General features: G+C 67.4%; 24 protein-coding genes. 15 read left to right on the top strand and 9 right to left on the bottom strand.

The features are described from left to right. Positions 1-23 precede the first annotated feature (23 nt). The gene (locus ACTIF2_RS05060; protein WP_439495948.1) at positions 24-983 is read left to right on the top strand and encodes an alpha/beta fold hydrolase; all 960 of its coding nucleotides are present in this window, start codon (positions 24-26) and stop codon (positions 981-983) included. 15 nt (positions 984-998) lie between these two features. Here the strand turns inward: ACTIF2_RS05060 and ACTIF2_RS05055 are convergent, their stop codons facing one another. Together ACTIF2_RS05055 and ACTIF2_RS05050 are read right to left on the bottom strand one after the other, a co-directional pair. Further along, positions 999-2,630: an acyl-CoA synthetase gene (locus ACTIF2_RS05055; protein ID WP_439495947.1), complete on the bottom strand. Its 1,632-nt coding sequence runs from the start codon at positions 2,628-2,630 to the stop codon at positions 999-1,001. After that, positions 2,630-3,106 (bottom strand): MaoC/PaaZ C-terminal domain-containing protein, encoded by a 477-nt coding sequence (locus ACTIF2_RS05050; protein WP_439495946.1) that lies wholly within the window; start codon positions 3,104-3,106, stop codon positions 2,630-2,632. Before ACTIF2_RS05050 ends, ACTIF2_RS05055 begins: the two co-directional genes overlap by 1 nt. Positions 3,107-3,242: 136 nt before the next feature. On the opposite strand from ACTIF2_RS05050, the gene ACTIF2_RS05045 reads away from it, so the two are divergent. The 10 genes from ACTIF2_RS05045 (at position 3,243) to ACTIF2_RS05000 (ending at position 11,172) form a co-directional block, all read left to right on the top strand. Continuing rightward, entirely contained in the window at positions 3,243-3,515 is a 273-nt protein-coding gene (locus tag ACTIF2_RS05045) for an AbrB/MazE/SpoVT family DNA-binding domain-containing protein (RefSeq protein ID WP_439495945.1), read from the top strand. After that, the gene (locus ACTIF2_RS05040; protein WP_439495944.1) at positions 3,512-3,901 is read left to right on the top strand and encodes a type II toxin-antitoxin system death-on-curing family toxin; all 390 of its coding nucleotides are present in this window, start codon (positions 3,512-3,514) and stop codon (positions 3,899-3,901) included. The genes ACTIF2_RS05045 and ACTIF2_RS05040 overlap by 4 nt, the downstream gene beginning before the upstream one ends. 17 nt (positions 3,902-3,918) lie before the next feature. Further along, positions 3,919-4,812, top strand: a complete 894-nt coding sequence (locus ACTIF2_RS05035; RefSeq protein WP_439495943.1) for a beta-keto acid cleavage family enzyme — start codon at positions 3,919-3,921, stop codon at positions 4,810-4,812. Between the two features lie 46 nt (positions 4,813-4,858). Next, positions 4,859-5,266: an OsmC family protein gene (locus ACTIF2_RS05030; RefSeq protein WP_439495942.1), complete on the top strand. Its 408-nt coding sequence runs from the start codon at positions 4,859-4,861 to the stop codon at positions 5,264-5,266. A 97-nt stretch (positions 5,267-5,363) separates the two neighbouring features. Then, entirely contained in the window at positions 5,364-6,731 is a 1,368-nt protein-coding gene (locus ACTIF2_RS05025; protein WP_439495941.1) for an ABC1 kinase family protein, read from the top strand. 168 nt (positions 6,732-6,899) lie between these two features. Next, positions 6,900-7,187 (top strand): aa3-type cytochrome c oxidase subunit IV, encoded by a 288-nt coding sequence (locus ACTIF2_RS05020; protein ID WP_439495940.1) that lies wholly within the window; start codon positions 6,900-6,902, stop codon positions 7,185-7,187. A 22-nt stretch (positions 7,188-7,209) separates the two neighbouring features. Continuing rightward, a complete protein-coding gene (locus ACTIF2_RS05015) occupies positions 7,210-8,382 on the top strand; it encodes a Re/Si-specific NAD(P)(+) transhydrogenase subunit alpha (RefSeq protein ID WP_439495939.1) in 1,173 nt (390 codons plus the stop codon). Beyond that, positions 8,375-8,809 (top strand): NAD(P) transhydrogenase subunit alpha part 2, encoded by a 435-nt coding sequence (locus tag ACTIF2_RS05010; RefSeq protein ID WP_439495938.1) that lies wholly within the window; start codon positions 8,375-8,377, stop codon positions 8,807-8,809. The genes ACTIF2_RS05015 and ACTIF2_RS05010 overlap by 8 nt, the downstream gene beginning before the upstream one ends. Before the next feature lie 4 nt (positions 8,810-8,813). Further along, positions 8,814-10,217, top strand: a complete 1,404-nt coding sequence (locus tag ACTIF2_RS05005) for an NAD(P)(+) transhydrogenase (Re/Si-specific) subunit beta (protein WP_439495937.1) — start codon at positions 8,814-8,816, stop codon at positions 10,215-10,217. Positions 10,218-10,308: 91 nt separating this feature from the next. After that, on the top strand, positions 10,309-11,172 hold the full coding sequence (locus tag ACTIF2_RS05000; protein ID WP_439496071.1) for an alpha/beta hydrolase: 864 nt from the start codon (positions 10,309-10,311) through the stop codon (positions 11,170-11,172). A gap of 3 nt (positions 11,173-11,175) precedes the next feature. Here the strand turns inward: ACTIF2_RS05000 and ACTIF2_RS04995 are convergent, their stop codons facing one another. Both ACTIF2_RS04995 and rpsU read right to left on the bottom strand, forming a co-directional pair. Continuing rightward, on the bottom strand, positions 11,176-12,024 hold the full coding sequence (locus ACTIF2_RS04995) for a tetratricopeptide repeat protein (RefSeq protein WP_439495936.1): 849 nt from the start codon (positions 12,022-12,024) through the stop codon (positions 11,176-11,178). Positions 12,025-12,259: 235 nt separating this feature from the next. Further along, positions 12,260-12,493 carry a 30S ribosomal protein S21 gene (rpsU, locus tag ACTIF2_RS04990; RefSeq protein ID WP_131853979.1) on the bottom strand — a complete coding sequence of 78 codons (234 nt, stop codon included), beginning with the start codon at positions 12,491-12,493 and terminating at the stop codon, positions 12,260-12,262. 127 nt (positions 12,494-12,620) lie between these two features. Between rpsU and ACTIF2_RS04985 the strand changes: the two genes are divergently transcribed. Then, positions 12,621-13,052, top strand: a complete 432-nt coding sequence (locus ACTIF2_RS04985; protein WP_439495935.1) for a hypothetical protein — start codon at positions 12,621-12,623, stop codon at positions 13,050-13,052. 12 nt (positions 13,053-13,064) lie between these two features. Here the strand turns inward: ACTIF2_RS04985 and ACTIF2_RS04980 are convergent, their stop codons facing one another. From ACTIF2_RS04980 to ACTIF2_RS04970, 3 genes are all read right to left on the bottom strand, one after another. Beyond that, positions 13,065-14,162, bottom strand: a complete 1,098-nt coding sequence (locus ACTIF2_RS04980; protein WP_439495934.1) for a 5-(carboxyamino)imidazole ribonucleotide synthase — start codon at positions 14,160-14,162, stop codon at positions 13,065-13,067. Then, positions 14,159-14,656, bottom strand: a complete 498-nt coding sequence (gene purE / locus ACTIF2_RS04975) for a 5-(carboxyamino)imidazole ribonucleotide mutase (protein ID WP_439495933.1) — start codon at positions 14,654-14,656, stop codon at positions 14,159-14,161. Before purE ends, ACTIF2_RS04980 begins: the two co-directional genes overlap by 4 nt. Positions 14,657-14,765: 109 nt before the next feature. Continuing rightward, the gene (locus ACTIF2_RS04970; RefSeq protein ID WP_439495932.1) at positions 14,766-14,984 is read right to left on the bottom strand and encodes a YdcH family protein; all 219 of its coding nucleotides are present in this window, start codon (positions 14,982-14,984) and stop codon (positions 14,766-14,768) included. A gap of 230 nt (positions 14,985-15,214) precedes the next feature. Between ACTIF2_RS04970 and ACTIF2_RS04965 the strand changes: the two genes are divergently transcribed. Both ACTIF2_RS04965 and ACTIF2_RS04960 read left to right on the top strand, forming a co-directional pair. Continuing rightward, positions 15,215-15,403 (top strand): DUF465 domain-containing protein, encoded by a 189-nt coding sequence (locus ACTIF2_RS04965; RefSeq protein WP_439495931.1) that lies wholly within the window; start codon positions 15,215-15,217, stop codon positions 15,401-15,403. A 148-nt stretch (positions 15,404-15,551) separates the two neighbouring features. Next, entirely contained in the window at positions 15,552-15,944 is a 393-nt protein-coding gene (locus ACTIF2_RS04960) for a VOC family protein (protein WP_439495930.1), read from the top strand. Positions 15,945-15,977: 33 nt separating this feature from the next. Here ACTIF2_RS04960 and ACTIF2_RS04955 read toward each other — a convergent pair whose 3' ends face one another. Both ACTIF2_RS04955 and ACTIF2_RS04950 read right to left on the bottom strand, forming a co-directional pair. Further along, the gene (locus ACTIF2_RS04955) at positions 15,978-17,606 is read right to left on the bottom strand and encodes an acyl-CoA synthetase (protein WP_439495929.1); all 1,629 of its coding nucleotides are present in this window, start codon (positions 17,604-17,606) and stop codon (positions 15,978-15,980) included. 142 nt (positions 17,607-17,748) lie between these two features. Beyond that, a complete protein-coding gene (locus ACTIF2_RS04950) occupies positions 17,749-18,513 on the bottom strand; it encodes a sulfite exporter TauE/SafE family protein (protein ID WP_439495928.1) in 765 nt (254 codons plus the stop codon). Between the two features lie 183 nt (positions 18,514-18,696). Between ACTIF2_RS04950 and ACTIF2_RS04945 the strand changes: the two genes are divergently transcribed. Next, positions 18,697-20,613 carry a propionyl-CoA synthetase gene (locus ACTIF2_RS04945; protein ID WP_439495927.1) on the top strand — a complete coding sequence of 639 codons (1,917 nt, stop codon included), beginning with the start codon at positions 18,697-18,699 and terminating at the stop codon, positions 20,611-20,613. Positions 20,614-20,679: the final 66 nt, after the last annotated feature.

The raw sequence follows: 20,679 nt of genomic DNA, 5'->3' as shown, positions 1-20,679 counted from the left end.
CCGCAGTGAGGAGGACGACCAGGATGAACGCGACGGTGATGGAGAGCGTGCCCGCGGCTGCGGCGGGCGCGGTGACACGGCTCACCGGTGGGCCGGGCGAGCCTGCCCTGCTCGTCCGCCACGCGGCGGGGCAGGGCCCGAGCGTCATCTACGTGCATGGCGCGACCTTTCCGTCTGCGCTGTCGGTCGCTTACCGCTTCGGGGGCCATTCCTGGATGGACGATCTGCAGGAGCGTGGCTTCGACGTTTGGAGCTTCGATTTCGCGGGCTATGGCGGTTCGGATCGCCCGGCGAGCTTCACTGGCGGGGCCAGCAGCTTCCCGCCGTCCGGTCGCGCTGCGGAGGCGACCGCTCAGCTCGCGCGCGTGATCGAGCATGTGCTGCGCGCGACGGGGCAACGGCGTGTCTCGCTCATCGCGCATTCCTGGGGGAGCATCGTCGCGGGACGTTACGCCTCGCTGAGGCCCGAGCGGATCAAGCGGCTCGTGCTGTTCGGGCCGATCTGCCGGCGGCAGATGCCGGGCCTGGCCGCGCCGGAGAGCGTCGGCGCCTGGCGCCTGGTCACGGTCGCCGAACAGCTCGCCCGTTTCGTCGAGGATGTGCCGGAAGACCATGCTCCGGTGCTGATCGAGCCCGAGCTAAGCAGCTGGGGGCCGGCCTATCTTGCCAGCGACCCGGGAGCCGCCGCCAGCCGGCCCGCGGCGGTCAGGATTCCCGCCGGGCCGCGTGCCGATATCCTGGCGGCATGGTCGGGCGAGCTCGGCTACGAGCCGGCCGACGTCAGCGCGCCGACCCTGATCGTTCGCGGCGCCTGGGACAGCCTCTGCACCGACGCCGATGCGGACTGGCTGCGGCAGCGGCTCGACTCGGAGGAGGTTCGCGACGTCGTCATTCCCGCCGGCACCCATCTGATGCATCTGGAGCATGCACGCGCCGGGCTGTTCGAGGCGGCGGCGGCCTTCCTGATGAAGGCGTGGCTTTGATCCGCCGGAAGCTGGCTACCGGCCGCCCCGCTTCCGCTCAATCTCCACGTCCCGCAGATCCTTGCGCCGGATCTTGCCGGTCGCGGTCATCGGTAGCTCGGTGACGAACTCGATCTCGCGCGGATATTGGTAGGCAGCGAGCCTGGCCTTGACGAAGTCCTGGATCTCGGCAGCGAGCGCGTCCGAGGGCTGCCTGTCGGGCTTGGGCAGGACGAAGGCCTTGACCACCTCGGTCCGCACCGGATCGGGGCTGCCTACGACCGCGACCATCAGCACGGCCGGGTGGCGGATGATGCAGTCCTCGATATCGCCGGGGCCGATCCGGTAGGAGCCGCTCGATATGATGTCGTCGTCGCGGCCGTGGAACCAGAAATAGCCATCCTCGTCGCGGGCGCCGGTATCGCCGGTGACGAGCCAGTCGCCGACGAACTTGGCCGCCGTCGCCTCGGGCTGGCGCCAATATTCCAGCATCATCACCGGATCGGGCCGCGCGACCGCGATCAGGCCCGGCTCGCCGGCCGGCAGCACTTCGCCGCCGGGCGAGATCACCGCGACGCGGTGGCCCGGCACGGTGCGGCCCATCGAGCCCGGCCTGACCGGGAACAGGCTGGCGCAGTTCGAGACGATCAGGTTCGCCTCGGTCTGGCCGTAGAACTCGTTGACCTCGAAGCCGAAGGTCTCGCGGCTCCAGGCCAGCATGTCGGCGCCGAGCGTCTCGCCGCCGGTGCCGATCGAGCGCATGGCATAGGCGAAGCGCGCCCCTGGGTTCTGCACCTGGCGCATCAGCTTGAGCGCCGTTGGCGGGATGAAGGCGTTGCGGACCCTGTGTCGCGCCATCAGGTCGAAGGCGGCCTCGGGATCGAATTTTCGCGCGCGGGAGGCCAGGACGGGGATGCCGAAATAGAGGCTGGGCAGCAGCACGTCGAGCAGCCCGCCGGCCCAGGCCCAGTCGGCCGGCGTCCAGAACAGGTCGCCGGCCTGCGGGAAGAACTCCTGCGGCAATTGCACGCCCGGCAGATGGCCGAGCAGGACGCGGTGGGCATGCAGCGCGCCCTTCGGCTTTCCGGTCGTGCCGGAGGTGTAGATGATCAGCGCCGGGTCGTCGGCCAAGGTCTCGACGGGAGAGAAGCTGTCGCTGGCCTTCTCGAGCTCGCCCGCGAAATCGAGATGGCCGGTGCCATCGATCAGGAAGATGCGCCGCAACTCGGGCAGGAGATCGCGGATCGCCTCGATCTTGGCGATGTTCTCGCCGTCCGTGATCAGGGCGCTGGCGCCGCTATGTTGCAATCGGTGCTCAAGCGCGTCGGGGCCGAACTGGGTGAAGAGCGGTAGCGCGATCGCGCCCATCTTGTAGATCGCGAGGTGGGCCATCGCGGTCTCGGGCCGCTGCGGCAGCAGGATGCCGACGCGCTCGCCGAGCCTGATGCCATGGGCGCGCAGCATGTTGGCGAGCTGGTTGGTGCGGCGCTTCAACTGGTCGAAGCTGGTCGTCGCGACGCGGCCGTCCTGTTCCTCGTAGATCAGGGCCGGCTTGCCGGAGCCGTCGGCATGGCGGTCGCAGGTGGCGACGCCGATATTGAAGCGCTCGGGGATCTGCCAGCGAAAGCGATCGACGGTGTCGCGATAGGTGCTGCGGCGTTCGAGCATCAGCCCTGCTCCCCGGCGCGGCGCTTCATCAGCAGCTTGAGATGGCCGGTCTGGATGTGCTCGCCGCGCTGGTTGTGGACGTCGAGGCGCAGGGTCAGGACACCGCGATCGGGCTTGCGGCTCGGCACTTTCTCGACCGGGGTCACGACCGCATGGACGGTATCGCCGATCTTCACGGGTCCCGTGAAACTCCAATGCAGGTCGAGCAGGCCCATGGTCGTGCTGTCGATCAGGTTCTGCTGCGACATCAGGCCGATCGCCATGGCGAGCGTCAGCGGGCCGTGGGCGATGCGCTCGCCAAAGGACGTATCGGCGCAGTATTCGGCATCGACATGCAGCGGGTTGAAGTCGCCGGACAGCCCGGCAAACAGGGTGATGTCGCCCTCGCCGACAGTGCGGCCACGGGTCGTGATGCTCCCGGAGAGGTCGAAATCCTCGAAATAGAGCCCCATCGCCTCCTCCCGGCTTTCGCGCATACTAGCGCGCCGACGATGATGGCTGGCAAGCGCGCGGGAGAGAGGATTTGCTCACGGCGGCGTTGCGCCGATGGGCGCCCAGCTGACGTAGCGGGTGATTCATGTTATACGGATTGTACAACGCGGGAGATGTCCGATGAACAAGCCGAGCAAGACGACCAAGGGCGAGCCGGTCGACACCTCGACCGTGCTGCAGATCCGCAAGATCGGCAATTCGGTGGGCATCATCCTGCCGAAGGAGCTGCTGGCGCGGGTACGGCTGGAGGAAGGCGACACGCTGCATGTCGTCGAACAGACCGAAGGCGGTCTCAAGCTTTCGCGTCACGACGCCTTGCATGAGAAGGCGATGAATATCGCACGCAAGGCCATGCGTGATTATGCCAACACGATGCGGGCTCTGGCCAAGTGACTGAACCGCTTTGGCTCAGCCTTGAGATCGTCCAGGATATTCATTCGGAGCAATTGGCCCGGTTTGGCGGCCCTGACGGGATTCGAGATGTGGGTTTGCTCGAATCCGCCCTGGCTCGGCCGCTGAATCGTTTTGCCTATGGCGAAGAGGATCTTGCGGTTCTGGCGGCCTGCTATGCTTTCGGCATCGCTAAGAACCATCCTTTTATCGATGGAAACAAGCGTGTCGCGTTCCTCGCGATGATCACCTTTCTGCGGCTCAACGACATCTGGTTCGCGCCGCCCGAACCGCAGGCGACAGCCGCCATCCTCGCTCTCGCCGCAGGCGAGATCGAGGAGGAAGGCCTCACCCGCTGGATCCGCGACAACTGGCTCAAAGACACCTGACCCGAGGATGACGTTCCGTGAAAACGCCGATCTGGATCGAAGCCGCGATCAATGGGCCATGGGGCCGGGAGCGCCAGCCCGGCATTCCGATCAGCATTCCCGAGATCGTCGCCGACGGCATCGCGGCGGTCGAGGCGGGTGCGGCGATCGTGCATCTGCATGTCTATGACGTTGTGACTGGCCGCCAGCGCGACGACTGGGAGCTTTATGCGCAGGCGATCGAGGGCATTCGGGCGAAGGTCGACGCTATCGTCTATCCGACCATCCCGATCGTCGGCTCGGGCTATGCCGGCGACATCGTCGGCTCCGGCCGGTACTGGCATCTGGAGGAACTGGCGAAGCGCGGCCTCGCCGAATGGGGCGTGCTCGATCCCGGCTCCTGCAACTGGACGACCTTCGCCGGCATTCCGGACGGAGAGGCGGGCTTCATCTACCAGAATCCGGGTGAGCATATCCGCGAGGGCATGGCGGTGGCGCAGCGCCACAAGGTGCATCCGAGCTATGCGATCTATGAGCCCGGCTTCACGCGGCTCGGAGCGGCGCTCGCCAGGGCCTATCCCGGCATGCCGACGCCGATCTATCGGCTGATGTTCTCCGACGCCTTCGCCTGGGGCTTTCCGCCGAAGCCCTATGCGCTCGACGCACATCTCTCCCTGCTCGCCGAGGATGCGCCCGGCGCTCCGGTGATGATCGCCGGTCTCGGCGTCGAGCTCGGCGGGTTGATCCCGCATGCGGTCGCGCGCGGCATCCATGTCCGCGCTGGGTTGGAGGATGCGCCTTTCGGTGACACCCGCGGCAATGCCGAACTGATCACGGAGGCGGTCGCCCGCGTCGAGGCGGCAGGCGGCCGGGCGGCAAGCGCGGCCGAGGTAAGATCCGGGCTCGCCGCAATCGAGGCCGCCCGGCGCTAGCGTCCAGGCCTGTCGTTTTCCCAAGTGTCCAGCAGGAGTTCACGCCATGGCATCGGTCACCGTCGAGCTGCGCAATGTCGAGGGCACGCAGGCCGCCATGGGCTGGGCCGGCGGGCACACGATCATCGTCGACCGGCCGGAGGGCAAGGCGGGCGGCATGGGGCTCGGCTTCAACGGCGCGCAAATGCTGGCGCTCGCGCTCGGCGGCTGCTTCTGCAACGATCTGCGCTATGTCGCGCAGGAGATGGGCGTCGCCATCCGATCGCTCGCGGTCTCGGTCACGGTCGAGCTCGCCGGCCAGCCGTTGCTGACGACGGAAGCGGCCATGGCCGTCGCCTGCGAGCTCGAGGACGGTACCGACCCGGCGGCCCTGATCGAGCGGGCCAAGGCGAGCTGCATGGTCAGCAACTCGCTGCGCAAGGGCATTCCGGTGACGATCGCGGCGGCTTCCTGAACGAGCGGGTGCAGGGCGAGGCATTTCGCGCATTGGCGCTCGGCCCGATCGGACCCTACATGCTGAGCATGATCCAGCCGCCAAGCCCGTGAGCCCCATGTCCGAACGCGACAGCGAAGCCAATCGTTTCTCCGCCCGCGCGGCGCGCTATGCCCGCGTCGGGGCCAATGTCGGCGGGGTCGCCGCGCGGATCGCCGGAACGCGCCTGTTCGGGCTCGACGGGCGCAATGCCAGCAATGCCGAGGCATTGGCCAAGGCGCTGGGCGGCCTGAAGGGGCCGATCATGAAGGTGGCGCAGCTCGTCGCCACCATCCCCGATGTCGTGCCGCCGGAATATGCAGCCGAGCTGCAGAAGCTGCAGTCGCAGGCGCCGCCGATGGGCGCGGCCTTCGTCAAGCGCCGGATGATGGCGGAGCTCGGCCCGCAATGGCGCGAGCGCTTCGGCGAGTTCGACCTCAAGCCGGCGGCGGCGGCCTCGCTCGGACAGGTGCATCGCGCCACGACGCTGGCTGGCGTGCAGCTCGCCTGCAAGCTGCAATATCCCGACATGGAATCGGCGGTCGAAGCCGATATTTCCCAGCTCGACATCCTGTTCGCACTGCACCGGCGCATGGACCCGGTGATCGACACGACCGAGATCGCCAAGGAGATCGGCGCGCGGGTGCGCGAGGAGCTCGATTACCTTCGCGAGGCGAAGCATATCGCGCTCTACCGGGAGATGCTGGCGCAGACGCCGGAGGTGCGCGTGCCGGCGCTCGAAGCCTCGCTGTCGACCAGGCGCCTGCTGACCATGCACTGGCTCGAAGGCGACAGGATCCTCGACCACAAGCAGGACGGGCAGGAGGCCCGCGACCGGATCTCGACGGCGATGTTCAAGGCCTGGTGGCGGCCCTTCAGCCATCACGGCGTCATCCATGGCGACCCGCATCTCGGGAACTATACCGTGTTCTCCGAGGGCGACATGCCGGCCGGCATCAACCTGCTCGACTATGGCTGCATCCGCATCTTCCCGCCCTCCTTCGTCGGCGGTGTCGTCGATCTCTATCGCGGCCTGCTCGAGAACGATCAGGCGCGCGTCGTCCACGCCTATGAGACCTGGGGTTTCCAGGGGCTGACCAAGGATCTCGTCGACACGCTGAACATCTGGGCCCGCTTCATCTACGGGCCGCTGCTGGAGGACCGAACGCGGCGCATCGCCGAAGGCGTCAGCCCGGCCGAATATGGCCGCAAGCAGGCCTTTCAGGTCCATCAGGCGCTGAAGAAGCGCGGGCCGGTGACGGTGCCGCGCGAATTCGTCTTCATGGATCGCGCGGCCATCGGCCTCGGCGGCGTCTTCCTGCATCTCGACGCGGAGCTGAATTTCCACCAGCTCTTCGAGCGCGAGATCGAGAATTTCGCGGTCGAGCAGGTCGCTTCATCCCAGGCGGATGCGCTGAACCGGGCCGGACTCGCCCCGGCTCGCTGAGCGGAAGCGCGATGGCGGTTTCCGCTACGTTCGCAACTTTCCGGAAGCCTGGATCGTCAAGCCCGAGATTGCCCATGAAACAGGCGTTCGTGGCGCGTTGCCGCGTTGCCAGACCCTTCGCTGGTGCGCTACAGGGCAACAGGACCTTTTCAAGCCGGAGCCCTCTTCATGGCCGACCACGGACACAGCGCCGCCGAAACTCCCGACATGGATTATGCCGAGCACGAGCGCACCTATCGCGGCTTCCTCCATTTCGCTGAAGTCGGCACCGTGGCCTGCCTCGCGATCGTGGCGGCGCTCGCCGTCGGCGGCACCAAGCATGCCTGGGGCACGGCGCTGGTCGGGACGCTCCTGACGCTGGTCGGGTCGGTGGTCGGGATCGCGGCTCCCTCGCTCTCCTGGAAGGCCCCGGCGGTGCCGCTGGTGCTGATGCTGCTCGCGCTCCTCCTCATGTAAAGCCGGAAAGGCCCCGCCTGCCATGCGCATTGCTGTCCCAGCCGAAACGCAAGGGGCGGAAACCCGCGTCGCCGTGACGCCGGAAACCGTCCGCAAGTTCATTGGCCTCGGGGCCGACATCGTCGTGGAGAAAGGCGCGGGGCTCGCCTCCGGCATCACCGATGCCGATTACGAGGCTGCCGGCGCGAGCATTGCGAAGAACGCCAAGGAGGCGCTGAAGGGCGCCGCCATCGTGCTGAAGGTGCGCCGTCCGGCCGAGGCCGAACTCGCCAGCCTGCCTGCGGGCGCGCTCGTGATCGGCACCATGGACCCCTATGGCAACGAGGCCGCTCTCGAAGGCCTCGCCAAGGCCAAGGTCGCCGCCTTCGCCATGGAGTTCATGCCGCGCATCACCCGTGCGCAGGTGATGGACGTGCTGTCCTCGCAGGCCAATCTCGCCGGCTACCGGGCGGTGATCGACGGCGCGGCCGAATATGGCCGGGCGCTGCCGATGATGATGACCGCGGCGGGCACGGTTCCGGCGGCGCGCATCTTCATCATGGGCGTCGGCGTCGCCGGCCTGCAGGCGATCGCGACCGCGCGCCGTCTCGGCGCCATCGTCACCGCGACCGACGTGCGGCCCGCCACCAAGGAGCAGGTCGAGTCGCTCGGCGCAAAATTCCTCGCCGTCGAGGACGAGGAATTCAAGCAGGCGCAGACCGCGGGCGGTTACGCCAAGGAAATGTCGAAGGAATACCAGGCGAAGCAGGCCGAGCTGACCGCCGGCCATATCGCCAAGCAGGATATCGTCATCACGACCGCCCTGATCCCGGGCCGCCCGGCGCCGAAGCTGATCTCGGCCGCGATGGTCGAGAGCATGAAGCCCGGCTCGGTGATCGTCGATCTCGCGGTCGAGCGCGGCGGCAATTGCGAGCTCGCCAAGCCGGGCGAGGTCGCGGTCACGCCGAACGGCGTCAAGATCATCGGCCATCTCAACGTGCCGGGACGGCTGCCTGCGACCTCGTCCCAGCTCTACGCCAAGAACCTCTTCGCCTTCGTCGAGACCTTGATCGACAAGGCCGAGAAGAAGCTCGCGGTGAACTGGGACGACGAGCTGGTCAAGGCGACCGCCCTGACCAGGGATGGCGCCGTCATCCATCCGAATTTCGCGGCCAAGCCCGCGCCCGCCACCGAGGGGAGTGTCCAGAATGGCTAATCCGACACCCGAACAGGCCCTCGAGCAGGCGCGCTCGGCAGCAGTGCTGGCGAAACAGGCGGCCGAGCTCGCCGAGCGCTATGCCGAGCAGGCGGCGGTCGCCGCCAGCGTCGCGACCGGCGGCGTCGACCCGACCGTCTACCGGCTGGCGATCTTCGCGCTCGCCGTCTTCGTCGGCTATTACGTGGTCTGGTCGGTGACGCCGGCGCTGCACACGCCGCTGATGTCGGTCACCAACGCGATCTCCTCGGTCATCGTCGTCGGCGCTCTTCTGGCCGTCGGCGTGCAGGCGGCGCCCGCGATGGGGGATGGTCCGCTCTGGGCCAAGATCTTCGGCTTCATCGCATTGGTGCTGGCCTCGGTGAACATTTTCGGCGGCTTCCTCGTCACCGAGCGGATGCTGTCGATGTACAAGAAGAAGGGCTGAGCGCATGGCCGCCAATCTCTCAGCCATCCTCTACCTGGTCGCCGGCGTCCTGTTCATCCTGGCGCTGCGCGGCCTGTCGCATCCGACGACGTCGCGGCAGGGCAACCGCTACGGCATGATCGGCATGGCGATCGCCATCCTGACGACGGTGGTCTTCTTCCCGCCGGCGGGCTTCTCGGGCTGGTTCCTGGTGATCGCGGGCATCGCGGTCGGCGGCGGCATCGGCGCCGTCATGGCCAGGCGCGTGCAGATGACGCAGATGCCGCAGCTCGTCGCCTTCTTCCACTCGCTGGTGGGCCTGGCGGCGGTGCTGGTCGCGGCCGCCGCGCTCTATGCGCCGGAAGCGTTCGGCCTCGGCCGCGTCGGCTCGATCAAGGGCGCGAGCCTGTTCGAGATGGCGCTGGGCTGCGCCATCGGCGCGATCACCTTCACCGGCTCGATCATCGCCTTCCTCAAGCTCGACGGGCGCATGAGCGGCAAGCCGATCATGCTGCCGCAGCGCCACGGCATCAATATCGGGCTCGGCATCGCGCTCGTCGTGCTGCTGCTGATCTTCCTGAAGAGCGAGAGCCATGTCGTCTTCTGGCTGATCGTGCTGGTCTCCTTCGCGCTCGGCGTGCTGCTGATCGTGCCGATCGGCGGCGCCGACATGCCGGTCGTGGTCTCGATGCTCAACTCCTATTCGGGCTGGGCGGCGGCGGGCATCGGCTTCACGCTCGGCAACATGGCGCTGATCATCACCGGCGCGTTGGTCGGCTCGTCCGGCGCGATCCTGTCCTACATCATGTGCAAGGGCATGAACCGGAGCTTCATCTCGGTCATTCTCGGCGGCTTCGGCGGCGAGACGGCGGGTGCGGCCGCGGGCACGGCCGAGGCGCGGCCGGTCAAGCAGGGCTCGGCGGACGATGCCGCCTACATCATGAAGAACGCCGGCAAGGTCATCATCGTGCCGGGCTACGGCATGGCGGTGGCCCAGGCGCAGCATGCGCTGCGCGAGATGGCCGACATGCTCAAGAAGGAAGGCGTCGAGGTCAAATACGCGATCCATCCGGTCGCCGGCCGCATGCCGGGCCACATGAACGTGCTGCTGGCCGAGGCCAATGTGCCCTATGACGAGGTCTTCGAGCTCGAGGACATCAACTCGGAATTCGGCCAGGCCGATGTCGCCTTCGTCATCGGCGCCAATGACGTCACCAACCCGGCCGCCAAGACCGATCCGCAATCGCCGATCTTCGGCATGCCGATCCTCGATGTGGAGAAGGCCAAGACCGTGCTCTTCATCAAGCGCGGCATGGGCTCGGGCTATGCCGGCGTCGAGAACGAGCTGTTCTTCATGCCCAACACGATGATGCTGTTCGGCGACGCCAAGAAGGTCACCGACGACATCGTCAAGGCGATGGCGCACTAACCTTCGTCACCATGATGTCGCGAAGGGCCGGCTTGATGCCGGCCCTTTTCGTTTCGGCGATCGAGCGCCGCACCAGGGAGCAGCCGCCGTGATGCGGTTCGTGAAGATCGTCATCGGCAGCGCCCTATGCGCCTATCTCGCCGTGCTCGGGCTGCTCTACGTGATGCAGCGCGACCTGATGTATCCACGCAATCCGGCCCGCGCCGAGATCACCAGTGCCAACCTGCCCGGCCTCGAGGAGACGACGCTGACCACCGCCGATGGCGAGCGGCTGGTCGCCTGGGTGGTGCCGCCGCGCGAGGGCAAGCCGGTGCTGCTGTTCTTCCACGGCAACGCGGGGAACTTCGCGCGGCCGATCCGGCAGGCGCGTTTCCGCGCCCTGACTGAGGATGGCACGGGGCTCTTCGCCGTGAATTATCGCGGCTATGGCGGCTCGACCGGGTCGCCTTCGGAAGAGGGGCTGACGCGGGATGCCGAGGCCGCCTACGCTGCCGCCGCGGCGCGTTTCGGGCCCGGGCGCCTCGTCGGATACGGGGAATCGCTGGGAACCGGTGTCGCGCTCAAGCTGGCCACCACGCGCCCGCTGCAGGCCGTGATCCTGGAGGCGCCCTATCTCTCGACCGCGTCGGTGGCGCAGCTCGTCTATCCGTTCGTGCCGATCGCGCTGCTGATGAAGGATCAGTTCCGCTCGGACCTGGTGATCGGACAGGTGCGCACGCCGCTGCTCGTGCTGCATGGCGAACGCGACACGGTCATCCCGTTCTCGCAAGGGCAGGCGCTCTATGAGCTCGCCAATCCGCCCAAGCGCTTCGTCCGCTTTCCCGGCGGCGGCCACGAGAACCTGCCGAGGCTCGGTTCGGTGCCGGAGATCCGGCGCTTCCTGGCCGATGTCGCGAGCGGCTCGCTCACGGGAGCGGAGAGCCGCGTCGTCGGGCAGGGCGTCGGCCGTCCCTGATCCTCAGAAGAACCCGCTGCCACCGCCGCCGAGGCGTGCCTGGCCGGAGCGGGCGGTCTCGTTGTTGCGGTCGAGGCTCAGCGCGCGCTGATAGTTCTCGTTGGCTTCGGTCCGCTTGCCGAGCTTCTCGTTGGCGAAGCCCCGGCCGGCCCAGGCCTCGGCATTGCGGTTGTCGACATTCAGGGCGGCGGTGAAATCCTCCAGCGCCGAATCATAGCGGCCGAGCGCATTCAGGCTCTGGCCCCGCGCGATATAGGGCGGCGCGGTATAGGGATTGCGGTCGATCACCGAATCGAAATCGGTCACGGCGTGCTGGTGCTGGCCTTCCCGCTGATAGACGAGGCCGCGCGCATGGAAGGCCTCGGCGGATTCGGGGTTCAGGCGAATGGCGGTGTTGAGGTCGGCCAGAGCCTGCTGGCTGTTGCCCTGCTGGCGCAGCAGATTGGCGCGCCCGATATAGGCTGGCGAGTAGTTCGGGCTCGCCGTCGTGGCGCGGTTGAAATCGGCGAGCGCGGCGTCGTTGCGGCCGCTCTGGCGCAGAGCGAGGGCGCGATTCGTATAGGCCGAGGCCAGGTTGGGGTCGATCTGGATCGCCTTGGTGAAATCCGAGATCGCGTCCGAGAACTGGCCGGTGCGGGCATAGGCCGCACCGCGGGTGTTGTAGGCCTGCGGGTCATTGGGATTGCGCTTGATGACCTCGCTGAGCGAACCGATGTTCACGCTCGCATTGGCCGCCGATTCGGTGTCCATTTCGGCCACGCCGCGCTGGCCGCCCATATTGGAAACGGTGTCGCACCCTGCCAGCGCAACGGCGATGCCGGCCGCGATCAGCCAGCTCTTGCCTCGATACATGCTTTGCCTCATCGGTCCCGGTTTCGTGCCTCGTCTGCCAGTGCGCCCTTCGGCACCCCGACGATCTGGTTGCGCTCCCCCGCCGACAGCGCTCTCGCTGGGAGAACGCCTGAATCCTGCCAAGCTTTGGTTAACGCCGCCGAAAAAGCAACAGCGCCCGGAGAGGGCTCCAGGCGCGGTTCGGGTGTTCACCATGCTTGCTCGCGGGCCGCCGCCGGCCCGATGACGCAAGCTCTCAGGGGCGCTTGGGCTTGACCGGCGCGGGCAGGAGGCCTTCGCGCTGGAGCTTCTTGCGGATCAGCTTGCGGGCGCGGCGGACGGCCTCGGCCTTCTCGCGCGCCTTCTTCTCGGAAGGCTTCTCGTAATGGCCGCGAAGCTTCATCTCGCGGAAGATGCCTTCGCGCTGCATTTTCTTCTTGAGGGCGCGAAGAGCCTGGTCGACGTTATTGTCGCGAACGAGAACCTGCACGTGAGTGTCCGTCTTTAGCGGGTTGGTCTAAGAAGTCGGGTCCGGCGAACTCTGACAGCTCGTCGGAAGGGTTGTGCCGATAACAGAAATCGCTTCGGCTGTCCACGCCGCAAGCGGGGGAAAACATATGCCAAACGCCGCCGGTGATGGTCCGCTCGATTCCGAAACCGAGCGCCGCATCATGCTCGCGGCGGGCGATCTCGCGCAGCCGGTCTGGGAGCGGGTCGAGCAGGCCTATTCCAGGGGCGCGATGCTGGCCGAGGCGAAGCAGGCGGAACTCGAGATCGAGCTGACGCGGCTTGCGGCGCAGGCGGAGGGAGCGGTGCTCGACCGGCTGGTCCAGCTCGTGATGCAGACGCCTCATTCCGGGCTGCGGCCGCAGGCCAGGCAAAAGCACCGCAAGACCGTGCTGACGCGCCTGATCGCGCCCTATCGCGAGGCGGGCAAAGCCGGGCCCGGCGACCTCGCGCTCTGGCTCTACCACCGCTTCGGCATCGTGCCGGGTCCTCTCAGGGCGTTCTGGCGCGAACGTGGAGAGAAGCTCGATCGCGTCCGCTGAGAACGGTCCGGGTTAGCGCTCCGCCTTCAGCCGCGTGACATGGCCCATCTTGCGGCCGGGGCGTGCGTCGCGCTTGCCGTAGAGGTGAAGATGCGCGCCGGGCTCGGCGAGGATCTCGCGCCAGCGCAGGGCCGCCTCGCCAATGAGATTCTCCATCTCGACGATGCCGCGGCGCGTCGTCGAGCCGAGCGGCAGGCCGCAGACGGCGCGCACATGCTGATGGAACTGCGAGGTCTCCGCGCCTTCGCTGGTCCAGTGCCCTGAATTATGGACGCGCGGGGCAATCTCGTTGACGATCACCTCTTCGCGCTCACCCTCGCCGACGACGAACATCTCGACCGCGAAGACGCCGATATAGCCGAGCGCCTCGCCGATCTTGCGGGCAGCCTCGATCGCTGCGGCGGCTGTCGCCGCGCCAAGGCGGGCGGGGACATGGGTGAAGGCGAGGATATGGTCGCGATGCTCGTTCTCGCAGACGTCGAAGGCGGCGAAGGCGCTGTCGGCATTGCGGGCCGCGACGACCGAGACCTCGCGAGAGAACGCGACGAAGCCTTCCAGGATCGCGGGAAAATGGCCGATGGCCTCGTAGGCCTCCGCCAGGTCGGTATCCGGCGCGATCTTGACCTGGCCCTTGCCGTCATAGCCGAAGCGCCGCGTCTTCAGGACGCTGGGGCGACCGAGCTCGGCGACTGCGCGCTCGAGATCGGCGAGCGAATCGACGGCGCGAAAGGGCGCGACGGCGAGGCCGAGCCCGGCGACGAAGCTCTTTTCGCTCAAGCGGTCCTGCGTCAGCGCCAGCGCACGCGCGCCCGGATGCAGCGGCGTGCGGGCGGCGAGGAAGGCCGCCGTCGCGTGCGGCACGTTCTCGAATTCATAGGTCACGAGATCGACCGCATCGGCGAAGCTCGCCAGCGCCGCCTCGTCCTCATAGGCGCCGATCGTGTGCCGCGCGGCGATGTCGAAGGCGGGGCTGTCGGCATCCGGCGCGAAGACATGGGTGCGGATGCCGAGATCGGCGGCGGCGAGCGCCATCATGCGGGCGAGCTGGCCCCCGCCGAGGATGCCGAGCATGGCGCCGGGTCCGAGGCCACGCGGGTCGGGCGTGCTCATGCCTCGTCCTTGGGATATTCGGCGACCGCCTCGGTCTGGTGATGGCGGAAATCGTCCAGCCGCTCGGCGAGCGCGTCGTCCTCCAGCGCGAGCACCGCCGCGGCGAGGAGGGCGGCGTTGATCGCGCCCGCCTTGCCGATCGCCAGCGTGCCGACGGGGATGCCGGCCGGCATCTGGACGATCGAGAGCAGGCTGTCCTGACCGGAGAGCGCCTTCGACTCGATCGGCACGCCGAAGACCGGCAGCGGCGTCATCGAGGCGGTCATGCCGGGAAGGTGGGCGGCGCCGCCGGCGCCGGCGATGATGACCTTGAAGCCATGCGCCTTGGCCTCCTTGGCAAAGACGACCATGCGTTCCGGCGTGCGGTGGGCCGAGACGATCCGGGCCTCGTGGGCGACGCCGAGCGCATCCAGCGTCTCGGCGGCGTGACGCATTGTCGCCCAGTCGGACTGGCTGCCCATGATGATGGCGACGGGAGGGCTGGTCTCGGCCATGAAAGCTCGCTTCCCATGCGGGGGAGGAAGCGCGCGACTTAAACCGCGGGGAGGGCGGCAGGCAAGCGCCGAATCAGGGAAAACCCCGTGTCCTGCGATGTTTCCCGCCTCAGGCGATGATATCGGGCGTCAGCGCATCCTCGATCTGCGAGATGCGGTCCTTGAGATAGAGCTTGCGCTTCTTCAGGCGCTGGACCTGGATCTGGTTGACGGCGCCCATCCGTTCCAGCGCGTCGATCGCGCTGTCGAGGTCGCGGTGCTCTTCACGCAGGCGGGCGAGCTCGGCCGTGAAGGCCTCGATCTCCTCAGGGCTCAGCTCGAATCCCATGAAGCCGTCTCATCATCGCCGCGATCAGGGGCGACTATGCTCAGGCGCAGGCGGCCCGGCAAGTGTGCCGAGGCCGGTGACCGCAGAGACGGTGCATCATATTCGCGCCGCTCGGGAAAGGAGTCGGTCACGATCACAGAATCTCATGGTGCGGTGCATGACTGCCCCCGAGACTTGAAGCCGGCTCTGTGTCAGACTTTCCTTGTCAACTGCTCATCAGGAGAATCCAGATGTCGCTGCAGACCCATCTCGCCGAACTCGAGCGCAAGCATCGTCAGCTCGAGGAAGCCATCGCCCAAGCGGCGGCGGCCCCCTCCTCGGATACACTGAGCGTCGTCGAGTTGAAGCGAAAGAAGCTGCTGCTGAAGGAAGAGATCGAGCGCGTCAGAATGACGATGCCGAAGCCGACCCTGCATTGAGTTGCGTTGCGGGAGCTGCTCCCGCAGTTTGGAATTGCGACCAGGCCGGTCCCTCGCGGGACCGGCCTTTGTTCTGGCCGCGCCCATCGGCGCTTTCCTACAATGGACCAGCCGGCGACAGCCGCAGGACGGATCGAGGAGCGTTGCAGTGAGCCTGGGTGGTATCAGCAATCTCGACTACACGGTCCTGTTGTGCAGCAAACTGGACGAGACGCGCGCGTTCTACCGCGACGTCATGCGGTTTCCGATCGAGACCGACCGCGAGAACTGGGTCAGTTTTCGCATTGGCACCGCGCTTCTGACGCTGCGGCCCCGCGGGCGGTGGAGCGTCTGCGACGATGGGGCCTCCGTGCCCGGGTCGGCGGCGGTACAGCTCGCCTTCCGGGTCGCGCCGCCCGCGGTCGACGCCTGTCATGCGGAATTGCTTGCTCGGGGCGTGCCGATCCTCAGGGGCCCGACCGACCTGCCCGACTGGCGCCACAGGACCCTGTTCTTTCGCGATCCCGAGGGCAACATCATCGAGATCTACGCCGAATACTGAGCCACGCCGGTCGGCGGCGCCGGCTCCGTTCGCTCACAGCCCTCTTGCCATCTCGCGCAGCTTGAATTTCTGGATCTTGCCGGTCGAGGTCTTTGGAATCTCGGCGAAGATCACGGTTTTGGGGCATTTGAACGAGGCCAGGAGCCCCCGGCAGAAGGCGATGATCTCGGCCTCGGTCGCGCTCTGGCCGGGCTTGAGCTCGACGAAGGCGCAAGGGCTCTCGCCCCATTTCTCGTCGGGCCTGGCGACGACGGCGGCGGCCTGCACCGCGGGGTGCTTGTAGAGCGCGTCCTCGACCTCGATCGAGGAGATGTTCTCGCCGCCGGAGATGATGATGTCCTTGGAGCGGTCCTTGAGCTGGATATAGCCGTCGGCATAGCGCACGCCGAGATCGCCGGAATGGAACCAGCCGCCGGCGAAGGCCGCCTTGGTCGCCTTCGGGTTCTTGAGATAGCCCTTCATCACGACATTGCCGCGGAACATCACCTCGCCCAGGCTCGTGCCGTCGCGCGGCACGGGCTCCATGGTCTCGGGATCGAGCACGTCGAGCCCCTCCAGGGCCGGGTAGCGCACGCCCTGGCGGGCCTTCAGCGCCGCCTGTTCCGGGCCGCCTAAGGCGTCCCAGTCGCGCTGCCAGTCATTGACGACGGAGGGGCCGTAGGTCTCGGTCAGGCCGTAGAGATGCGTCACTTCGAAGCCGGCCTGTTTCATCGCGCCGAGCACGGCCTCGGGCGGCGGGGCGGCGGCGGTGAAGAACGAAACCTTCTGGCTGAAGTCGCGCCGCTCCTCCAGGGGAGCGTTCAGCAGCGTCGACATCACGATCGGTGCGCCGCAGAGATGCGTGACGCCGTGGTCGGCGAGCGCGTCATACATCGCCTTGGCGCGGACCTGGCGCAGGCAGACATGGGTGCCGGCCAGGATCGAGATAGACCAGGGAAAGCACCAGCCGTTGCAGTGGAACATCGGCAGCGTCCAGAGATAGACCGGATGCTTGGCCATGCCGCAGGTGACGACGTTCGAGGTCGCGAGCAGGCTGGCGCCGCGATGATGATAGACGACGCCCTTGGGGTCGCCGGTGGTGCCGGAGGTATAGTTGAGCGTGATCGCGTCCCATTCGTCGTCCGGCATCGCCCAGGCGAAGTCCTGGTCGCCCGTGACCAGGAAATCCTCGTATTCGAGGCTGCCTAGCCGCTCGCCCGGCCCGTCATAGACCGGGTCGTCATAGTCGATGACGAGCGGCTTGACCTTGCAGAGTTCGAGCGCTGCCTTGACCGTCTTCGAGAATTCGCGGTCGGCGATCAGGACCTTGGCTTCGCCATGGTCGAGCGAGAAGGCGATGATGGCGGCGTCGAGCCGCGTGTTCAGCGTGTTGAGCACGCCGCCGGTCATCGGCACGCCGTAATGGCATTCGAGCATGGCCGGCGTGTTGGGCAGCATCGCCGCGACCGTGTCGCCCCTGCCGACGCCGTGCCTGGCCAGCGCCGAGGCGAGGCGGCGCGAACGGGCGTAGAATTCGGCATAGCTGCGGCGCAAGGGGCCGTGGATGATCGCGGTGTGATCCGGGAAGACGGCGGCGGCGCGCTCGAGGAAGGTCAGCGGCGTGAGCGGCTGGAAATTGGCCGGGTTGCGGTCGAGATCGGTGTCGTAGGGCGTGGTCTTCATCGGGGCGCCTTCTGCCGTCGCGTCGCCGCTGGATTAGCGGCTCGCGGGCCTGACGGTAATCCAGCCCTTTTTCCGAGGCGGCGCAATCGGCAGGGCGAGGCTTGCCGCGGGATGGCGCAGGTGGCCACCCTGCGCCAACCGCTCAGGCGAACAGGCGCAAGGCGGCCAGCCCCTCGACGACGAGCTTGAGGCCGACCGCGATCAGCAGCCAGTAGATGATCGTATAGAAGCGCTCGGCGGGAACGCGGCGGACGAGCCGGACGCCGACGATGGTCGAGAGGATCGCGACCGGAAACAGCGCGGCCGAGGCGCTCAGATTCTGCGTGGTGAACTGGCCGAGCGCGATATAGGGCGCGACCTTGGCCAGGTTGAGGATCGCGAAGAAGATCGCGCCGGTGCCGACGAAGATTTGCGGCGGCAGGCGCTGCGGCATCACATAGATCTGGAAGGGTGGGCCGCCGGCATGGGCGACCATGCTGGTAAAGCCGCAGATTGCGCCCCAGAAGGTGCCCGGCAGGAATTCGGCGCGCTTGACCGGCGGCGGCGCCTTGCCTGTGCCGAGCAGGCGCCGCGCGGCGAAGCCGATCGAGATCAGGCCGACGGCGAGCCCGACCGCGGCATCGGAGACCCACGCGGCCAGGAGATAGCCGGCGAGGATGCCGAGAGCGGCGCCCGGCAGCAGCATGGCGAGGTTGCGCCGGTCGAACTCGCGGCGATAGGCCCAGACCGAGACGACATCCTGCACGATCAGGATGGGCAGCATGATCGCCGCGGCCTGGACCGGCGAGACGACGAGCGCCATCAGCGGCAGCGAGAGCAGGCCGAGCCCCGCGAAGCCGCCCTTGGACAGCCCCATCAGGATGACGGCCGACACCATCGCGGTGAGATAGGCGGGGTCGAAGGTCATCGCCGGTTCGTGCTTGCGATCCGAAGAGCGGGGAGGGAATCCGGAGGAGATCTTGGGCAGTAGCGAAAGTCTGACGGCGTCGTGCTTGCGCGAGTGCGGGAGAGTGCGCACGATCCCGCGCAAAATCAGCCGACCCCGGCCCGCCGGGTCTAGGCCAGAATCCGCTCAAGAGGAACGCGCCCGATGAATACCCCGCATGCAAGCCGCTATCGCGAGACCTATGCGCGCTGGCAGGCGGACCCGGCCGCGTTCTGGGCCGAGGCGGCGCGCGAGATCGAATGGATCAAGCCGCCGCAGACTATCTTCGACGCTCAGGCCGGCGCCTATGGAAGCTGGTTCCCCGACGCCTCCTGCAATACCTGCTTCAACGCGCTCGACCGCCATGTTCGCGACGGGCGCGGCGACCAGCCGGCGCTGATCCATGACAGCCCGGTCACGAGCACGAAGTCGGTCTTCACCTACGCGCAAGTGCTGGACGAGGTCGCGACGCTCGCCGCCGTGCTCGATGATCTCGGCGTCGGCAAGGGCGACCGCGTCATCATCTACATGCCGATGATCCCGGAGGCGGCCTTCGCCATGCTCGCCTGCGCGCGGATCGGCGCGGTGCACTCGGTGGTGTTCGGCGGCTTCGCGGCCAAGGAGCTGGCGACGCGCATCGACGACGCCAAGCCAAAGGTCATCCTGACCGCCTCCTGCGGCATCGAGCCGGCGCGAGTGGTCGAGTACAAGCCGCTGCTCGACGGGGCGATCGCGCTCGCCGCGCACAAGCCGGAGACCTGCCTCGTGCTGCAGCGGCCGCAGGCCGACGCCTCGATGCAGGTCTCGCGCGACCGGAACTGGCGGGCGCTGGTCGCGGCAGCAAAAGCTGCGGGCCGCAAGGCCGATTGCGCCGAGGTCGCCGCGACCGACCCGCTCTACGTGCTCTACACCTCGGGCACGACGGGGCGGCCGAAGGGCGTCGTGCGCGACAATGGCGGCCATATGGTCGCGCTGAAATGGACGATGGAGAACCTCTATGGCGTGAAGCCGGGCGAGGTCTTCTTCACCGCCTCGGATGTCGGCTGGGTCGTCGGCCATTCCTACATCGTCTACGGGCCGCTGCTGCATGGAGCGACCTCGGTGCTCTACGAGGGCAAGCCGGTCGGCACGCCCGATCCCGGCGCCTTCTGGCGCGTCATCGCCGAGCACAAGGCGGTGGCGATGTTCACCGCGCCGACCGCCTTCCGCGCGATCCGCAAGGAGGATCCGCAGGCGAAGCACCTGGCTGCCCACGACCTTTCGCATTTCCGCACGCTCTTCCTCGCCGGCGAGCGGGCCGATCCCGACACGCTGAAATGGGCGGAGGCGGTCCTGAAGGTCCCGGTCATCGACCATTGGTGGCAGACCGAGACGGGCTCCTGCATCGTCGGCGATCCCGTCGGGCTTGGCCTGCTGCCGGTCAAGCACGGCTCGCCGACCGTGCCGATGCCGGGCTATGACGTGCAATGCCTGGACGAGGCCGGCAAGCCGGTGCCGGCCGGGACGATGGGCGCGATCGTGCTCAAGCTGCCGCTGCCGCCGGGCTGCTTGCCGACGCTGTGGCAGGATGATGCGCGCTTCCGCGAGGCCTATCTCACGGCCTTTCCCGGCTACTACACCACCTCGGATGCCGGCTTCATCGACGCGGACGGCTATGTCTTCATCATGGGTCGCACCGACGACATCATCAATGTCGCTGGCCACCGGCTCTCGACCGGCGGCATGGAGGAGGTGCTGGCCTCGCATCCGGCCGTGGCGGAATGCGCCGTGGTCGGCATCAAGGATGCGCTCAAGGGCGAGCAGCCCTGCGGCTTCGTCGTGCTCAAATCGGGTGTCACGCAAGGTCCGGCTGAGGTCGAGAAGGAGCTGGTCGCCCTGGTGCGCGAGAAGATCGGCCCTGTCGCGGCGTTCAAGCTCGCCGTGACCGTGGCGCGGCTGCCGAAGACGCGGTCCGGCAAGATCCTGCGCGCGACAATGAAGAAGATCGCCGACGGGGAGGAGTATGCGATGCCGGCGACGATCGACGATCCGGCCGTGCTCGACGAGATCGGCGTCGCGCTGAAGGCGAGGGGGCTACCCTGAAGGCAGGGCGCCATCCGAATTCGCAACTTTACATTGAATTTACCAATAAATGTCACGATCCATGAG

The sequence above is a fragment of the Allobosea sp. genome (assembly GCF_051860145.1).
GTDB lineage: Bacteria > Pseudomonadota > Alphaproteobacteria > Rhizobiales > Beijerinckiaceae > Allobosea.
This window is presented reverse-complemented; position numbering and strand designations above follow the sequence as displayed.

What these genes read in the sequence shown, in the direction of transcription:
- ACTIF2_RS05060 (WP_439495948.1), top strand. Translation starts at nt 24, where the DNA reads ATGAACGCGACGGTGATGGAGAGCGTGCCCGCGGCTGCGGCGGGCGCG.
- ACTIF2_RS05055 (WP_439495947.1), bottom strand. Translation starts at nt 2,630, where the DNA reads ATGCTCGAACGCCGCAGCACCTATCGCGACACCGTCGATCGCTTTCGC.
- ACTIF2_RS05050 (WP_439495946.1), bottom strand. Translation starts at nt 3,106, where the DNA reads ATGCGCGAAAGCCGGGAGGAGGCGATGGGGCTCTATTTCGAGGATTTC.
- ACTIF2_RS05045 (WP_439495945.1), top strand. Translation starts at nt 3,243, where the DNA reads ATGAACAAGCCGAGCAAGACGACCAAGGGCGAGCCGGTCGACACCTCG.
- ACTIF2_RS05030 (WP_439495942.1), top strand. Translation starts at nt 4,859, where the DNA reads ATGGCATCGGTCACCGTCGAGCTGCGCAATGTCGAGGGCACGCAGGCC.
- ACTIF2_RS05025 (WP_439495941.1), top strand. Translation starts at nt 5,364, where the DNA reads ATGTCCGAACGCGACAGCGAAGCCAATCGTTTCTCCGCCCGCGCGGCG.
- ACTIF2_RS05020 (WP_439495940.1), top strand. Translation starts at nt 6,900, where the DNA reads ATGGCCGACCACGGACACAGCGCCGCCGAAACTCCCGACATGGATTAT.
- ACTIF2_RS05015 (WP_439495939.1), top strand. Translation starts at nt 7,210, where the DNA reads ATGCGCATTGCTGTCCCAGCCGAAACGCAAGGGGCGGAAACCCGCGTC.
- ACTIF2_RS05010 (WP_439495938.1), top strand. Translation starts at nt 8,375, where the DNA reads ATGGCTAATCCGACACCCGAACAGGCCCTCGAGCAGGCGCGCTCGGCA.
- ACTIF2_RS05005 (WP_439495937.1), top strand. Translation starts at nt 8,814, where the DNA reads ATGGCCGCCAATCTCTCAGCCATCCTCTACCTGGTCGCCGGCGTCCTG.
- ACTIF2_RS05000 (WP_439496071.1), top strand. Translation starts at nt 10,309, where the DNA reads ATGCGGTTCGTGAAGATCGTCATCGGCAGCGCCCTATGCGCCTATCTC.
- ACTIF2_RS04995 (WP_439495936.1), bottom strand. Translation starts at nt 12,024, where the DNA reads ATGTATCGAGGCAAGAGCTGGCTGATCGCGGCCGGCATCGCCGTTGCG.
- ACTIF2_RS04985 (WP_439495935.1), top strand. Translation starts at nt 12,621, where the DNA reads ATGCCAAACGCCGCCGGTGATGGTCCGCTCGATTCCGAAACCGAGCGC.
- ACTIF2_RS04980 (WP_439495934.1), bottom strand. Translation starts at nt 14,162, where the DNA reads ATGAGCACGCCCGACCCGCGTGGCCTCGGACCCGGCGCCATGCTCGGC.
- purE (WP_439495933.1), bottom strand. Translation starts at nt 14,656, where the DNA reads ATGGCCGAGACCAGCCCTCCCGTCGCCATCATCATGGGCAGCCAGTCC.
- ACTIF2_RS04970 (WP_439495932.1), bottom strand. Translation starts at nt 14,984, where the DNA reads ATGGGATTCGAGCTGAGCCCTGAGGAGATCGAGGCCTTCACGGCCGAG.
- ACTIF2_RS04965 (WP_439495931.1), top strand. Translation starts at nt 15,215, where the DNA reads ATGTCGCTGCAGACCCATCTCGCCGAACTCGAGCGCAAGCATCGTCAG.
- ACTIF2_RS04955 (WP_439495929.1), bottom strand. Translation starts at nt 17,606, where the DNA reads ATGAAGACCACGCCCTACGACACCGATCTCGACCGCAACCCGGCCAAT.
- ACTIF2_RS04950 (WP_439495928.1), bottom strand. Translation starts at nt 18,513, where the DNA reads ATGACCTTCGACCCCGCCTATCTCACCGCGATGGTGTCGGCCGTCATC.
- ACTIF2_RS04945 (WP_439495927.1), top strand. Translation starts at nt 18,697, where the DNA reads ATGAATACCCCGCATGCAAGCCGCTATCGCGAGACCTATGCGCGCTGG.